General features: G+C 64.9%; 15 protein-coding genes. 4 read left to right on the plus strand and 11 right to left on the minus strand.

Features of this window, described 5'->3' with window-relative positions:
• The first annotated feature begins 17 nt into the window (after window positions 1-17).
• Both C6W88_RS08585 and C6W88_RS08590 read left to right on the plus strand, forming a co-directional pair.
• Window positions 18-740: a GntR family transcriptional regulator gene (locus tag C6W88_RS08585; protein WP_108132156.1), complete on the plus strand. Its 723-nt coding sequence runs from the start codon at window positions 18-20 to the stop codon at window positions 738-740.
• Between the two features lie 154 nt (window positions 741-894).
• Window positions 895-1,173: a hypothetical protein gene (locus C6W88_RS08590; protein WP_045992400.1), complete on the plus strand. Its 279-nt coding sequence runs from the start codon at window positions 895-897 to the stop codon at window positions 1,171-1,173.
• Here C6W88_RS08590 and C6W88_RS08595 read toward each other — a convergent pair.
• A complete protein-coding gene (locus C6W88_RS08595; RefSeq protein WP_108132157.1) occupies window positions 1,144-2,313 on the minus strand; it encodes a C45 family autoproteolytic acyltransferase/hydrolase in 1,170 nt (389 codons plus the stop codon). The genes C6W88_RS08590 and C6W88_RS08595 overlap by 30 nt on opposite strands.
• 274 nt (window positions 2,314-2,587) lie before the next feature.
• On the opposite strand from C6W88_RS08595, the gene C6W88_RS08600 reads away from it, so the two are divergent.
• Window positions 2,588-2,821, plus strand: coding sequence for a hypothetical protein (locus tag C6W88_RS08600; RefSeq protein ID WP_045992398.1), 234 nt, complete (start codon window positions 2,588-2,590; stop codon window positions 2,819-2,821).
• Between the two features lie 87 nt (window positions 2,822-2,908).
• Here C6W88_RS08600 and C6W88_RS08605 read toward each other — a convergent pair whose 3' ends face one another.
• Both C6W88_RS08605 and C6W88_RS08610 read right to left on the minus strand, forming a co-directional pair.
• Entirely contained in the window at window positions 2,909-4,162 is a 1,254-nt protein-coding gene (locus C6W88_RS08605) for a dicarboxylate/amino acid:cation symporter (protein WP_045992397.1), read from the minus strand.
• 238 nt (window positions 4,163-4,400) lie between these two features.
• Window positions 4,401-5,174 carry a dienelactone hydrolase family protein gene (locus C6W88_RS08610; protein ID WP_108132158.1) on the minus strand — a complete coding sequence of 258 codons (774 nt, stop codon included), beginning with the start codon at window positions 5,172-5,174 and terminating at the stop codon, window positions 4,401-4,403.
• A 251-nt stretch (window positions 5,175-5,425) separates the two neighbouring features.
• On the opposite strand from C6W88_RS08610, the gene C6W88_RS08615 reads away from it, so the two are divergent.
• On the plus strand, window positions 5,426-6,631 hold the full coding sequence (locus C6W88_RS08615) for an ABC transporter substrate-binding protein (RefSeq protein WP_045992395.1): 1,206 nt from the start codon (window positions 5,426-5,428) through the stop codon (window positions 6,629-6,631).
• A 312-nt stretch (window positions 6,632-6,943) separates the two neighbouring features.
• Here C6W88_RS08615 and C6W88_RS08620 read toward each other — a convergent pair whose 3' ends face one another.
• The 8 genes from C6W88_RS08620 to C6W88_RS08655 form a co-directional block, all read right to left on the minus strand.
• Window positions 6,944-8,260 (minus strand): branched-chain amino acid ABC transporter permease, encoded by a 1,317-nt coding sequence (locus C6W88_RS08620; protein ID WP_108132159.1) that lies wholly within the window; start codon window positions 8,258-8,260, stop codon window positions 6,944-6,946.
• On the minus strand, window positions 8,260-9,264 hold the full coding sequence (locus C6W88_RS08625) for a branched-chain amino acid ABC transporter permease (protein WP_108132160.1): 1,005 nt from the start codon (window positions 9,262-9,264) through the stop codon (window positions 8,260-8,262). The genes C6W88_RS08620 and C6W88_RS08625 overlap by 1 nt, the downstream gene beginning before the upstream one ends.
• 28 nt (window positions 9,265-9,292) lie before the next feature.
• Entirely contained in the window at window positions 9,293-9,997 is a 705-nt protein-coding gene (locus C6W88_RS08630) for an ABC transporter ATP-binding protein (RefSeq protein ID WP_045992392.1), read from the minus strand.
• 108 nt (window positions 9,998-10,105) lie between these two features.
• Window positions 10,106-10,876, minus strand: coding sequence for an ABC transporter ATP-binding protein (locus tag C6W88_RS08635; RefSeq protein WP_045992391.1), 771 nt, complete (start codon window positions 10,874-10,876; stop codon window positions 10,106-10,108).
• A gap of 105 nt (window positions 10,877-10,981) precedes the next feature.
• Window positions 10,982-12,427 (minus strand): sodium-dependent transporter, encoded by a 1,446-nt coding sequence (locus C6W88_RS08640; protein ID WP_045992390.1) that lies wholly within the window; start codon window positions 12,425-12,427, stop codon window positions 10,982-10,984.
• Between the two features lie 170 nt (window positions 12,428-12,597).
• Window positions 12,598-12,903: a hypothetical protein gene (locus C6W88_RS08645; RefSeq protein ID WP_108132161.1), complete on the minus strand. Its 306-nt coding sequence runs from the start codon at window positions 12,901-12,903 to the stop codon at window positions 12,598-12,600.
• Between the two features lie 348 nt (window positions 12,904-13,251).
• The gene (gene typA, locus C6W88_RS08650; protein WP_197037093.1) at window positions 13,252-15,078 is read right to left on the minus strand and encodes a translational GTPase TypA; all 1,827 of its coding nucleotides are present in this window, start codon (window positions 15,076-15,078) and stop codon (window positions 13,252-13,254) included.
• 166 nt (window positions 15,079-15,244) lie between these two features.
• Complete coding sequence (locus C6W88_RS08655; protein WP_045992387.1) at window positions 15,245-15,775, minus strand: glycosyltransferase family 2 protein; 531 nt, start codon at window positions 15,773-15,775, stop codon at window positions 15,245-15,247.
• Between the last annotated feature and the right edge of the window lie 92 nt (window positions 15,776-15,867).

Here is a 15,867-nt window from a genome sequence, read left to right on the forward strand (position 1 = left end):
TTCCAGGGTCCATGCCCATGACGTCGACAACCGACGACGCCACCGTCGCTTCACCCTCCGATAGAGGCGCGCGTCAGCGAGCGCCTCACCGCCGCCGTATCCAGGCGCCGTCCCTGGCCGATGAAGCCTACGACTTGCTCAAGGGGCTGATCGTCCACGGTGAGCTGGCCCCGGGGGAGCGTCTGCTGGAGCCGGCTCTGTGTCGGCGTCTGGGCATCTCGCGCACACCCCTGCGCGATGCCTTGAACCAGCTGGCGGGCGAAGGCCTGGTGACCCTGCGGCGCAATCGCAACGCCCTGGTCACCCTGCTTGATGGTGACGAGCTGCGTCATCTGTTCGAGGTCGAGGCCGGGCTCGAGGCCATGGCGGTGGAACTGGCGGCCGGGCGCATGACAGAGACCGAGCTCAAGAGGCTGGCCTCACTGCAGACTCGCCTGGAAAAGCAGCACGCCAAGGGCGATCGCGACGGCTACTTCGCCACCAATACCCGTATCCACGCGCTGCTGGTCGAGGCGGCGCGCAATCCGGTGCTGGTGGAAACCCACCAGCGCCTGCTGGGTCGGTTGGAGCGGGCGCGCTATCTGGCGCTGAATCGCCTCGGCCGCTGGCAGGAGTCCACCGATGAGCATCGCGCCATCCTCGATGCCTTGATCGCCAGGGACGCCGACCTTGCCCGCCGCCACATGCACGAACACGTCATGCACACCGGTGTCGCCATCAGCGCCTTGCTGACACGCTGAGTCCTGCGACAGACACGGCGACGGTCGCCTGCTTCTTCTGGTCGCTGAACAGCGATGATCAGGACGAGCCTTGACAGGCCATCCAAACACGACCATATTGCAAACGTAAATGATTCTCATTGTTTTGGGCTATCAGCGTCTGCAGGAGGTCGTCATGTCCTATCGCATCAAGACCGCGCTTCACGGAGCCAACCCGACCCTCGAGATCTTCGACGTCAGCTCGGGCTCCATGCGCATGGCGTGGGAGTACCCGAAGGAGGTGGGCAGCGAAGAGAAGGATCCCGAACTCGCCTCGCTGCGCCGAGAGGAGGCGATCCACGAGCTGTTTCGGCGGCTGTTTCTGCTGACCACCGAACAGTATCTGAAAGGCGAACTCGGCAGGGACGGAAGCGAGGCGTCAGGGTCACACGGCGGTGGGCACAAGGCGCATTGAGTGGGTGGTCTGGCAGGGCTTGCCGTGGCGTAGCCACAGCACCTTGTCGGTCAGGTCCATGACCACGCTGAACAGCGTTTCCATCCGCTCGGCTTCAGCGACGCTCGGGTCGAAGTGACGACACAGGCTGTCCTCGCCGGGGGAGTGGTCGCCGAGCAGGTCGAACAACCGCTCGGCGTCGAGGGTGGCGCTCTCGTTGGGGGCTGTGCTTGCTGTACCCCGTTCGTCCGCAGCCAATTCATCCGCACCCGAGCCATCCATGCCCAGGCCGTCGAGCAGTTGCCCGACCAGCGCGTCGAGGCGACTCAGGCGGGACCAGGAGTCCGGCTTGGGGAAGTCCTCGACCCAGTGGGTGGCGGTGTCACTGACCAGGTGATTGGTATGGGTGACGACCCCGCGAGCCGGTGCGATGGTTCCCGGTTGCCCGGGGTGAACCTCGAGCCCTTCCGCCTGGCCGCTGCCGTCGGCCAGCAGGAAGTGGGCGGGTGCACAGACACCGTCGTGGGCGATCTGCCGGGCGGCGTCGAGGGTCTCGCACTCGAGCATGGCGCGCAGGGCGATATGGATCGGCAGACCCTCGCCGCAGGTCGCCGAGCGGATGGCATTGAGTCCGACTCCGACACCATTGGCGTTGAGTCCGATCTTGCCGACCATGCCGGCCTCGCCCACGCTGATCAACGGCGGCGCGCCGGGAGCCTGGATCTCGAGGATCACCAGATGGTCGAGTTGGTCGGCGCGCCAGTCCCAGTTCTGGGCGAGCCACTGGCGGCCGGCGTGATAGAGCGAAAAGGCCGAGCAGCCACCGCCGGCGCGGGTCAGCGACACCTCGCTGCGACAGTTGAGGGTAAGCACGTCGGCCAGATCACCGCCGATGCCCTGGGCGATGCCGTCGAGCTCCTCGAGGATGGCCGGGTAGCGCCGCTCGATCATCGGCAGGAAGCGTTCGGCGTCGCGTCGCGCCTCGTGCCAGCGCAGGCCCGCCAGGTCATGAAACAGTCGGTCGTAGACGTCGATGCTGGCAAGAATCGCCCCACGGTGCTGGCTGCCGTGGGCACGGCCGATGTCGAGGCGGCTGCCGGAGAGCCTGGTGGGTGTCAACGACGAGCAGGAGGGGGTGGGAGAGGACGTGGAGGGGGTCATGAAGTGCTCCCTGCGATCGAAGCGGCTGGCGCCGGGTCGCTGACATGGGTGGATATCCCCTCAGCGTAGCAGTTCTGCGCTTGGCATGGCGTCGTAGAGGTGGCCGTCGAGGTGTCTTGGATGAATTTTAATATATTGATATCGTTCAGTTTTTACACGATTCGCTACCCTTCTCGACAATTCCTGGCGAGACTCCCACAGAGCGTTTCACTTTATTAGTCTGCGAAGTTGTATGCTGCCAGAGAGCCTTACCGGCCATCTCAGGAGACACAACATGAAGACCAGAAACGCGCTGCTCGTATTGGCCCTCTTGGCCCTGCCGCTGTCCGCTCAGGCAGGTGTTGTCGACGGCAAGATTGCCAAGCTGGCTGAGCCGCTGGCCCCTGCAGAAGGGCCTTGCGCCAATCATCACACCACCTACTGCGCGGCTGAACACGCTGGTGCCACGCAGGATGCCGACTTCGACGCCCGCGAGACGGCAAGCCAGGAGCAACAGGGCCACAGCTGAAAGCGATGATGCTGGCGGAACCCTGAACGACAATGCCCCGGCCAACTGGCCGGGGCATTGTCGTCTGGCAGGGGCTCGGGGTGCTGGTCAGGTCTTGTTGGCGGCGTTGTAGACGTTCTCGTCGAGTTCGCCTTCGCTCTTGCCGACCAGGGTGGTGACCATCAGGTCTCCGGCCACGTTGACGCTGGTACGGGCCATGTCGAGGATGCGATCGACGCCGGCGACCACCGCCAGGGCTTCCAGCGGCAGGCCGATCTGGGCCATGACGATGGACAGCATCACCAGGCCGGCGCCCGGGACACCGGCGGTGCCGATGGAAGCCAGGGTGCCGGTGACGATGATCATGCCGTAGTCGGCCAGGCTCAGGTCGACGCCGATCAACTGGGCGATGAATACCGCCACCACCCCCTGATAGATGGCGGTGCCGTCCATGTTGATGGTGGCGCCCACCGGCAGCACGAAGCCGGCGACCCCCTCGGACACGCCGAGGTTCTTCGTCGCGCAGCGCAGCGAGACCGGCAGGGTGCCGGACGAGGACGCCGACGAATAGGCCACCACCAGGGCATCGAGGATGCCCTGCAGGTAGCGCACCGGATTGAGACGACCGAGCAGCGACAGCAGACCGGAGTAGACCACCAGCACGTGGACGACGCTGGCCAGGTAGGCCACGCCGATCACCTTGACCAGGGGCAGCAGCACCTCGGCGCCGTAGCTGCCGGCGACGTGGGCGATCAGACCGAACACGCCGAAGGGCGCCAGCGCCATCACCAGGCTGGTCAGCTTGACCATGGCCTCGGCGAAGCTTTCGAACACCTTGACCACCGGCTCGCCCTTCTCGCCGATCAGGGTCAGCGAGACACCGAGGCCAATGGCGAACACGATGATCTGCAGGATATTGCCGCTGGCCAGGGCGTCCACCGGGTTCTGGGGCACCAGGCCGACCACGATCTGCACTAGGCTTGGGGCTTCCTTGGCCGCGTCTGGGTTGGCCTCGAAGGTCATGTCGAGGCCAACGCCAGGCTGAAACAGCCAGGAGGCGGCCAGGCCGATGGCGATGGCGAAGGCGGTGGTCACCAGATACAGCGCGATGGTCCGCGCGCCGATGCGGCCCATCTTCTGGGGGTCACGCATGGCGGTGATACCGACCACCAGGGTAGAGAACACCAGCGGCACGATCAGCATCTTGATGGCGCTGATGAAGATGTCACCGATGGGCTTGAACACGCTGGCGCTTTCGCCCATCAGGGTGCCGACGAGGACACCCAGGGCGAGGCCGACCAGGATCTTCTGCCATAGCGGGATACGGCGCCACAGGCCGGGGGAACGATCGGGGGTGGACATGGGGAGGCTCCAGAAGGACAGGGTGGATGGCCTGCCGTGCAAGGTGGGAAGACGCGACACCCATCGATAGTCAGCAAAATGTTCTCGTTGGCTGCTATCGAATGGGCGATCGGCACGATGGAGGCGGATTCTACCGAATAATCTGCCTCGGTGTTTTCATCCGTTGCACACCTTCTGGTGCTCAGAGGCCACCTGGGAGCGGCTTCCAGGTGGCCGGGCTGTTGACGACGCTAGCGGTTCAGCCCTGATCCTGCTGTTCCAGGGCGCGCCGCAGCAGCTGGTGGAAGGCCGCCCAGGAGGCCTGGTCGGCCCGAGCCTGGTAGCGATCGCTGCCGAATACCGTGAAGGCGTGGGGAGCACCGGAGTAGACCTGGATCTCGTAGGGGGCGCCAGCCGCCTCCAGCTCCTCGGACAGCGCCGCCACCTGGTCCATGCCGATGGAGGCGTCGGCACCACCGTGGGCGACCAGGATCGGTGGCGTATCGGCGGAGTAGCCCTGGCCTTCCGGTGTGCCGAGGCCGCCGTGGAAGGTAGCGAAACCACGCACACCTTCGTCGGCGTTGGCGCGGGCCATCTCCAGCACCACGGCGCCACCGAAGCAGTAGCCCATCACCACGGTGTCTTCGCCGGCGCCCTGTTCACGGGCCTGGGTCAGCCCCGCCAGGGTCAGCCGGCGCATGCGTTCACGGTCATCGTAGAGCACCGCCATCTCGGCCTTGCGCGCGTCGATCTCCTCGGGGCGGTTGCCGGCGCCGTAGAGGTCCACGGCGAAGGCGTCGTAGCCCGCCTCGGCGAGCATGTCGGCACGCTTTCTTTCATAGTCGGTGAGGCCATCCCAGTCGTGGATGATCAGCACGCTGCCCTTGGAAGAGGACGTGGCGGGGGCGAAATAGCCCTGGAAGGCTTCACCGTCCACCTGGTAGTCAACGTTTTGTCCGGCCATGGCGCCGGCGCTGGCGAGAACAGAGCCGAGACCGATCAGGGCAGGGGCGAGCAGGGCGCAACGAGACATGGTGTGCTCCTTGGCGAGTGAGGGGCGTTGGCCCCGCCAGATGGCAGGGCCTGTGCTGAGTATAGAAGCCTGGCCACAGACGCCAGTCCTGAACCCCGTCTTGTTGCATCCAGCCGGCCTAGCGTTGGCGGCGGGGACTTGAGTTTTCCCCGGCGGCCTTCCAGATTGGGGGTATGAAGATCGAGTGGGCGAGCCGCGGCTGACCGCGCTCGTCTCGGCTTCATCTCAGGACAACCAGAGCGAGACCAACAATCATGAAAAAGCGCGTACTGGCGACCGCCGTGGCTGCAACCACCCTGGCGGTCGGCTCCATGGCCCACGCAGAGGTCAAGATCGGATTTCTCGGCGGCTTCACCGGGGGGATCGAGAGCCTGACGCCGCCGATCTACGACGGCGCCCAGCTGGCGGTTGACCATATCAACAACCAGGGTGGCATCCTCGATGGCCAGGACGTGGTGATGCCGACCGGCGACACCACCTGCGGCGACGCTTCGGCGGCGTCCAACGCGGCTGACCGCATGGTCAACACCGAGCAGGTCACCGCCATCGTTGGCGCGCTGTGTACCGGTGCCACCATCGCCGCGGCCAACAACGCGGCGATTCCGGGTGGCGTGACCATGGTGTCTCCGGCCTCCACGGCGCCGGCGGTCACCGACCTCGACGACAATGACCTGGTGTTCCGCACCGTGCCCTCCGATGCCTTCCAGGGCGAGATGCTGGCCAAGTTGCTGATCGACAAGGGCATCGAGGAAGTCGCCGTCACCTACGTCAACAACGACTACGGACGCGGCCTGTCCGACGCCTTCAGCTCGGCCTTCGAGGACGGCGGCGGCAGCGTGCTGGAAAACCTCGCCCACGAGGACAACCGCGCCGACTACCGCAGCGAACTCGGCACCCTGTCGGCCACCGGCGCCCAGACCCTGGTGGTACTCGCCTACGCCGATACCTCCGGCCAGACGGTGGTGCGCCAGGCCTACGAGAGCGGCATGTTCACCCAGTACGTGGGGGCCGATGGCATGGTCGGCGACAGCCTGGTCGAGGCCATCGGCGCCGACGTGCTCGACGGCATGATCGCCACCCGTCCGGGCAGCCCGGACCTTCCCGGCACCGAGATCTTCACTGAACTTGCCAACAACGCCGACATCGACCCCACCGCCGTATTCGCCGCCCAGGCCTACGATGCGGCCTTCCTGCTGGGGCTGGCCATCCAGCAGAACGGCAGTGCCGAGCGCGAGGGTGTGTCTGAGGCGCTGCGCAGCGTGTCCTCTCCCCCCGGTGAGGTCATCCTGCCCGGTGAGTGGGAGAAGGCGGTGGAGCTGATCGCAGCGGGGACCGAGATCAACTATGAAGGCGCCTCCGGTACCCAGGACTTCGACGACAACGGCGATGTGCCTGGTGTGGTACAGGAAATGGCCGTGGAAAACGGCACTTTTACCGGCAAGGGCTTTGTTGAATAGCCGCCATGACGTAAAGTAAGGCGAGTCGTCGACGGACGACAACGCATCCGGGCGGTCGCCTCCGCCCAATGACCGCGCCAATGCTCGCAACAGAGGCGCTCAAGGAAAGCCCCCGGCCATCTGGCTGGGGGCTTTATCGTTGGTAGGGGCCTGTCATTGGCGTCGAGCTGGCGATGTCGTGCGAGATGGCCAGTGATGGGGCAAGAGGCGTGAGAGGCGGGCCCTGGCGACCCTGGGCCGCCAGGATGAGACCATCAGTGACGACGACCGGCGTCAGGCACTGTCCGCAGTAGCGGTGTCGACGGACACGCCTCAGTCATGGTGCTTGACCTTCTCCGGCAGCAGCCCTTTGGGGGCGACGCGCAGCACCACCGTGATCAACAGCCCGATGACGAATACCCTGGCCTGCAGGGCTCGGCTTTCCAGGTTGCTGGGTAGCTCCCAGCCGAAGCTGGCCTGGCCGAAGTGGGCGATCAACTCCATCACGTAGAGCGCCAGCGGCTCTGACATGATCCAGATGATGTACACCGCCACCGCGCCGAACAGGGTACCGAGATTGTTGCCCGGCCCACCCAGGATGACCATCACCAGCACCAGGAAGGTGTGGTTGAGCGGCAGGTAGCCGTTGGGGTCGAAGATGCTGTTGAAGCTGCCGAGTGCCGCGCCGCCGAGGCCCATCAGCACGCAGCCCAGCACGAAGATCTCGAGCCGGCGGCGATTGATGTCCTTGCCCATGGCGGCAGATGACACCTCGTTGTCGCGAATCGCCCGGATCATGCGGCCCCAGGGGGCGTTGTAGGCTCGGTTGAGCAAAAAGAAGATGCCCAGGATCATCACCGCCGTCACCGACAGATAGAGCGCCCGCGCCAGGGTGAAGCCGACCTCGCCGGGATCGGGTACCGGCCACGGCAGCGGCGACACGGTAGCGGTGCCACGGGTCAGCCAGTCAGAGTTCTTGAGAAAGGCCTTGATGATCTCGGCGATGCCCAGGGTGGCGATGGCCAGATAGTCGCTGCGAAGCCCCAGGCAGACGTGGCCGATAAAGTAGCCGATACCGCCGGCCAGCGCTCCGCCGACCACCCAGCCGACCCACACCGGCAGGCCGAACCCACCGATGAAGCCCATCTGGCTTTCGATGGCGTCGGTGACCTCGCGCAGCTCGCTGATCACCACCATGTAGACGACGAGGCCGATCACCACGGTGATCAGGGTGCGCAGCCAGGACGGCACGCCCAGGCGAGTCATGCGCGACAGCGCGAATACCAGCGCGATACCGACGGCCAGATACCCCAGTACCTTGGCCAGCTCACCGGGCAGCGGGCTATCCCAGAAGGCCGGATTGACCGGCACGCTGAAGGTCATGGCGCAGAAGCCGCCGAGGGCGACGAAGCCCATGACGCCTGCGTTGAACTGGCCGGCGTAGCCCCACTGGATGGTCAGGCCCAGGGCCAGGATGGCGTAGCAGCTGGCTTCCACCAGCATGCGTGTCGAATAGGCCGAACCCATGGCCAGGTAGACCGCGCCGACGGCGACGGCGAGGACCACCAAGAGGCTGAGTTCGCGCACCGGAAAGCGGCTCTGGGGCGCGGTGTTGGCGTCGTCGCGGCGATGAAAGTTGTTGGTCGTCATCAGATCACCTTGCCCTTGAAGATGCCGGTGGGGCGCCACACCAGGATGGCGACGAGGATGAAGAAGGGCACCACGATCTTGTACTCGGTGCCGACGAAGGCCAGGTTACTGGGCAGCGCGAGCCACTCGGGCAGGCTGTCGCTGAAGGGCCGCAGCAGCACCCGCCAGTTGAACACCGCCAGGGTCTCGGCGAAGCCCACCACGAAGCCGCCGGCGATGGCGCCGAAGGGGTGGCCGACACCGCCGACGATGGCGGCGGCGAAGATCGGCAGCAGCAGGTGGAAGCTCAAGTCCGGCTTGAACGTCACGTCCATCGACAGCAGGGTGCCAGCGATGGCGGCCAGGCCACCGACGATCACCCAGGTCACGGCGACGATGGTGTTGGTGTTGATGCCCGACGCCCGGGCCAGGTCTGGGTTGTCGGACATGGCGCGCATGGCCTTGCCGAGCCGGGTACGCGACAGAAACAGCTGCAGCCCGATCACCGCCACCAGGGTCAGCACGAACAGATAGATCTGCGGCTCGGTGATCACCACCGGCACCCGGGCGCCCTCGAAGGGCAGCGCCAGGCGGAAGATCTCCTTGCGGTCATCGACGTACAGGCTCTGGCCGCCGGTGCCCGAGAACAGCCGGATCAGGCCCTGCAGCATCAGGGTCACGCCGAGGGAGCCGATGACCATCACGATCGGCTTGACGCCGTGGGCACGCAGCGGCTTGTAGAAGGCCTTGTCGATGCCCACCGCCAGCGCCGCCGTCAGCACCATGGCCAGCGGCAGCATGACGATGGCGGTGGGCACACCGATGACGTCGCCGGCATGGGGGAACAGCGTCGCCAGCAGCAGCACCATGAAGGCGCCGAAGGTCATCATGTCGGCGTGGGCGAAGTGGGCAAAGCGCATGATGCTGAAGACCAGCGTCACGCCCACCGCGCCGATGGCATAGATCGACCCGGTGACGCTGCCGGCGATCAGCACGTTGTTGATGAAGAACACGAATTCGTTCAAGGCGATATCTCCGCGCTAGGACTCGGCGTCAGCCGCCGAGGAAGCTCTTGGCCACGTCAGGATCGGCAAGCAGCGCCTGCCCCGTGTCGGTGAAGCGGTTCTGGCCGGCGGCCAGCACGAAGCCCTTGTCGGCGATGGCCAGGGCCTGCTTGGCGTTCTGCTCCACCATCAGGATGCCGACGCCGGCGGCGTTGACCTCCTTGACCCGGTCGAAGATCTCGTACATGTACTTGGGCGACAGCCCTGCAGTCGGCTCGTCGAGCAGCAGTAGTTCGGGTTCGGCCATCAACGCCCGGCCCATGGCCACCATCTGGCGCTGGCCACCGGACAGCTCGCCGGCGGGCTGATGACGCTTTTCGTGAAGGGGCGGGAAGAATTCGTAGACCTTGGACAGCATGCGTTTCACGTTGCCCGGCTTGAGGAAGGCCCCCATCTCGAGGTTTTCCTTGACCGTCAGGCTGGGAAAGACGTTGTGCTCCTGGGGCACGAAGCCCATGCCCAGTTCTACCAGGCGGTTGGTGGGTAGGTTCTGGATCGGTTCACCGCGCAGCAGGATATCGCCCTGGGTCACGTTCAACTGGCCGAAGATGGCCTTGAGCATGGTCGACTTGCCGGCGCCGTTGGGGCCGACGATGACGCCGATCTGGTCGGCCTCGATGGCCATGTCCACCCCGTTGAGGATGTTCATGCCGCCATAGCCGCCGTGCACCTCGCGTGCATCGAGTAGAGGCATAGTCCTGTTCTCTGCATAAGAGCGCCTGTCGCGCCCTGGTTGTTGTTATCGCCGCGCCTGCAACGGGAGGGGCCCCCGGGTGGCGCGGTGTCTGTTGCCGGGCCGCTGTCAGGCCGCGCCGGCGCCGAAATAGGCTTCGATGACCTCGGGGTTGTTCTGGATCTCCTCGATGGAGCCCTCGACCATCACCGAGCCCTGGGCCAGCACGATCACCGGATCGCACAGCCTGGCGATCATGTCCATGTCGTGCTCGATGACCAGGAAGGTGTAGCCGAACTCGCGGTTCATCCGTTCGATATTGCCGATCAGGTCTCCCAGCAGGGTGCGGTTGACCCCGGCGGCGATCTCGTCGAGCAGCACCACCCGAGCGTCGGTCATCATGGTGCGGCCGAGCTCCAGAAGCTTCTTCTGGCCACCGGAGAGGTTGCCTGCCAGCTCGTTGCGCACATGATTGAGCCCGATGAACTCGATCACCTCCTGGGCCCGGCGCTTGACCTCGGCCTCCTGTGCTCGCACCGCCTTCGGCGCGAACCAGGCCTTGGCCAGGGACTCCCCGGGCTGGTCCGGGGGCACCATCATCAGGTTTTCCAGGGCGGTGAGCTGGGAGAACTCGTGGGCGATCTGGAAGGTGCGCAACAGGCCCTTGTGAAACAGCTCGTTGGCCGGACGATTGGTGATGTCCTCGCCGTCCAGCAGGATCTGCCCGGAATCCAGCGGCAGGGCGCCTGCGATGATGTTGAACAGGGTCGACTTGCCCGCACCGTTGGGGCCGATCAGACCGGTGACGGAGCCTTCCTCGACCTGAATCGAACAGTCGTTGATGACGTGAAGGCCGCCGAAGGCCTTGTTGACGTGTCGTACATCGATGATGGCTGACATCTTGGGTCCCGCCGTGTTGTCTATTGTCGTTGTTGCGTTGTTGCGTTGTTGCGTTGGTGTTGTTGGTGTCGTTGCGGTCTTGATTGTCGGGCTTCCCGACGTCCCTCAGCCGCTGGCGGCGTGCTGCTCGGCCATCAGCCGGTAGGCGGCGAAGGCGCCTACCAGTACGCAGGCACCGATGGTCGGCAGCCAGTAGCCCTGGACATAGGGCAGGGCACGCAGAAAGACGAAGGCGACCCCGGTCGGCGCGATGAAGCGCACCAGAAACCGCCACAGCCTGAGCCAGCTGGAGCGGGTGTGCATTTCCTTCATCGATTCGGACTGGGTCAGCGACCAGCCGGCGAACAGCGCCACCAGCAGACCGCACAGGGGCAGCGTGATGTGGGTCACCAGTTCCAGCACGGCGAAGGCGCTGCGACCGAACACGTCATGCACGGGGCTGGCCTCGGCCCAGACGTTGAAACTTGCCACCGTGGCGAGCCCCAGCCCCCAGGCCAGCACCGACACCAGGGCCACCGCCAGTACGCGACTGAGGTCGAAGCGCTCGACCAGATAGGCCGCGACCGGCTCGATCAGCGAGATCGCCGAGCTGATCGCGGCCCCCAGTACCAGCACGAAGAAGATGGCGCCGACCAGCGAGCCTGAAGGCATCACCGAGAATGCCAGCGGCAGTGACACGAACATCAGCCCCGGCCCTTCGTCGGCGGCAAGTCCTGCGCCGAACACCAGGGCGAAGATCGCCAGCCCCGCGATTACCGCCACCAGGGTGTCGATCAGGGCGATGGCGAAGGCGGTCAGCGTCAGCGAGGTCTCGCTGGGCATGTAGGCGCCATAGGCCATGATCGCGCCCATCCCCAGACTCAGCGTGAAGAACGACTGCCCCATCGCCTCGAGCCAGCCTTCCAGGCTCAACTCGGACAGCGAGAAGGACAGCATGAAGCGACTGGCTGCCGCCATGTCGCCGCTGGTCGCGGCGTAGAACAGCACCACCAGCAGAATGACCAGCAGGGTCGGCATCAGGATGCGCAGGGCGCTCTCCAGCCCACGATGGACACCCCGGGCGACGATGTAGGCGCAGATGGCGAGAAACAGCGTGTGGTAGAGCGTCAGCTTCAGCGGCGAGGCGATCAGGTTGGCAAAGTTGTCGGCCAGCATGGCGGCGTCGGCGTCGCGCAGTGACCCGGTCAGCATCTCGCCAAGATAGTGCAGCGCCCAGCCGCTGATCACCGAGTAGAAGCTCAGGATCAGCAGCGCGGACAGGCCACCGAGCCAGCCGATGGTCTCCCAGGCGCGGGAGGTGCGATGACAACGGGTGAGAAAGCGCATGCCCATGATCGGGCAGCGCCGGCTGTTGCGCCCAAGCATGATCTCGGCGATCAAAATCGGGATGCCGACGGCAAAGACGCACAGCACGTAGACCAGCAGAAAGGCGCCACCACCGTGCTCGCCGGCCAGGTAGGGAAAGCGCCAGAGGTTACCCAGGCCCACCGCCGAGCCGACCGCGGCCAGCAGGAAGGTGCCTTTGTGGGTCCAGATGTTATCGCTGCTCATGGGGCTTCCGTCGACATGTCGGCGTCGAGACGCGGTAATGGCTGACCGGGCCGAGGCCCGGTCTGACATGTCAACTTTGCGATACAACCATGGCGCCTGACTAGGGGCGATGCGTTTAGCAGGCGTTGGCGGGACGGGTTTCCGTCACTGGCGGGTTCTGGAACTCGTCGTCAGCTGCTGGTGTGGGGAGCCAGGGCGCGGTGATCGTCGCCAAGACGCACGGTATCGCCGATCGACAGGTCGCCGATGTTCTTGGTGCGCTCGCCTGTGCGCACGGAGATCAGGGCGACCACGTCGCCGATGCTGGCGGTGTCGTCGTCGACCCTGGCTTCCACCCTGACCCTGACCGAATAGCCATGGTAGCGGCCGGCGATGATACTGCCGACGTGGGCGGTGGGGTATTCGTCGGGCTTGTCGGCGAAGTAGCGCTGAACGCTGTCAGCGCCGGGATCATCCCATTCGACGTGCTTGTGCATTCGCGTATCTCCTTGTTCGCGAAGGATGACGGTGCCCCATTAGCATAGACTGCAACTAGGGCGGTCGCCGTCTTCACCCCTAACGGTTATCAGTCTGCATCAATTGTGGCAGCGCTCGGCCCGGAAAGTTCCACTGAAGTCGCGCCATGGCCGCGCCTGGGCCTCGCCAAGCAGACGACAATGCCCGACGGCCACAAACGACGACGCCCGCCATGAAGAGCCGGGCATCGCTAGAGAGGCCGCAAACAACGATGTCCGCCATGAAGAGCCGGGCATCGATATTGTCTATACCGCAAAACAACGATGCCCACCAGGAGGCGGGCATCGATGAAGCGAGAAACGCAGCGCTTACTTCTTGGTGGCGCGCTTGCGCTCGTTCTCGGTCAGGAACTTCTTGCGCAGACGGATATGGTTCGGGGTGATCTCGACCAGCTCGTCGTCATCGAGGAACTCGATGGCCTGTTCCAGGGTGAAGCGTACCGGCGGGGTCAGCACGATGTTCTCGTCGTTGCCGGAGGCGCGCATGTTGTCGAGCTTCTTGCCCTTGGTGGGGTTGACCACCATGTCGTTGGCGCGGTTGTTGATGCCGACCAGCATGCCTTCGTAGACCTCGGTGCCGTGGTCGATGATCAGCTTGCCGCGCTCCTGCAGGGCGTACAGGGCGTAGGCCAGGGCCTTGCCCGGAACCATCGACACCAGCACGCCGTTGCGACGCTCGATGGAGGCGTCGGGCTTGAGCGGGCCGTAGTGGTCGAAGCGGCTGGTCAGGATGCCGGTACCGGAGGTCAGGGTCAGGAACTGACCACGGAAGCCGATCAGGCCGCGCGCCGGGATGATGAAGTCCAGGCGGACCCGGCCCTTACCGTCCGGGTTCATGTTCTTGAGCTCGCCCTTGCGGTAGCCGAGCTCTTCCATGATGGCGCCCTGGTGCTGCTCTTCGCAGTCGATGATGACTTCTTCGTAGGGCTCCTGCTTCTCGCCGTCGATCTCACGGATGATGACCTCGGGACGACCCACGGCCAGCTCGAAGCCTTCACGACGCATGCTCTCGATCAGCACCGACAGGTGCAGCTCGCCGCGGCCGGAGACGATGAACTTCTCCGGGGACTCGCCCTGCTCGACACGCAGCGCCACGTTGTGGATCAGCTCCTGGTCGAGACGATCGCGAATGTTGCGGCTGGTGACGAACTTGCCGTCCTTGCCGGCAAACGGTGAGTCGTTGACCTGGAAGGTCATGGACACGGTGGGCTCGTCGACGGTCAGTGCCGGCAGCGCCTCGACGGCGGCCGGATCACAGATGGTGTCGGAGATCGCCAGGTCGTCGATGCCGGTGATGCAGACGATGTCCCCGGCGGTGGCCTGCTCGGTCTGTACCCGCTCGAGACCCAGGTGGGTCATGACCTGGCCGACCTTGCCCTTGCGGGTCTGGCCTTCCTTGTTGATGACCACCACCTGCTGGTTGGGCGAGATGGCGCCGCGGGTGATGCGGCCAAGGCCAATGACGCCGACGTAGCTGGAGTAGTCGAGTGCCGAGATCTGCATCTGCAGCGGGCCGTCGAGTTCCACCTTGGGCGGCTCGACGATGTCGACGATGGACTGGAACATCGGCGTCATGTCGTCAGACAGCTGGTCAGGCTCGGGACCGGCGATGCCGTTGAGGGCGGAGCAGTAGATGATCGGGAAGTCGAGCTGCTCGTCGCTGGCGCCGAGGTTGTCGAACAGATCGAAGATCTGGTCGATGACCCAGTCCGGGCGTGCGCCGGGGCGATCGATCTTGTTGACCACCACGATCGGCTTGAGGCCCTGATCGAAGGCCTTCTGGGTGACGAAGCGGGTCTGCGGCATGGGGCCGTCGACGGCGTCGACCAGCAGCAGTACCGAGTCCACCATCGACATCACGCGCTCGACCTCGCCGCCGAAGTCGGCGTGTCCAGGGGTGTCGACGATGTTGATGTGGTAGTCCTGTCCCTCGGGAGAATTCCAGCGGATCGCCGTGTTCTTCGCCAGGATGGTGATACCGCGTTCCTTCTCCTGGTCATTGGAGTCCATGATGCGCTCCTGACCCTCGGCCTTGCGGTCCAGAGTGCCAGACTGACTCAACAGCTTGTCGACCAGGGTGGTTTTGCCGTGGTCGACGTGAGCGATGATGGCGATGTTGCGAAGATTCTCGATCACGACGGGATCCTGCTGGAAAAAGTGGGGCAGCATTATAGGGCCTGGGCGATGACAACGACCAGCCTTGTTGGCGCCAATCTCGGCATCGATCCTCAAGATGCTGAACTATCAAGCACCTGCGAGGCGAAAAAAGTAGGCGAAATCGGCAGAAAGGACGATCTGACGCTCAGGCGCGCTGCACGACCATCTTGGCGCGACAGGCCTTGAGGCGAGTGGCGAGGTCCTCTACCGCGCTCAAGTCCAGCGACGGGTCGAAGCCTCCCAGTCGATCGAACCAGGTACGTTCGACGCCCAGGGCCCGGGTCGGAGTACGTCGCAGCAGGCTGAGCAGCGATAGCGGACAGGGACGAGCGGGTCGTACCACCGGGCGCGAATCATCGCAGGCGGCTGCCATCATTCGCTCGACCCAGTGGGTGTCCAGAGGGCCGAGGCAGAAGCCGAGCATGCGTCCGTTGCTGTGGGAGGCGGCCAGGTTGAGGCGCCGCCCCATGGGCGCGGGCCGGCTGCGCACCTGGCGATAGCCGACGACGGCGTGTTCGCCCGGTTCGCCCAGTAGTGGTGGCGCCATATCGCCATCGTCGATGACGAGGATCTCGCCTCTTCCCTGGAAGAGGGCGACCTGCTGGCGTGCTTCCGCGAGCCGGCGAGGCAGTTCCTTGCCGGTAAGTCGGACATCAATGATCAAGCTGATTTTCACGACGACACTCCGAGGAGGGTGACGCCGGCCGGCAGGGGAGGCGGTCGGAGTCGAACGTAATAAAGTGTATCTTTGCGTTGCGAAAGGTTCCA

It is taken from the genome of Halomonas litopenaei, from assembly GCF_003045775.1.
Lineage (GTDB): Bacteria > Pseudomonadota > Gammaproteobacteria > Pseudomonadales > Halomonadaceae > Halomonas > Halomonas litopenaei.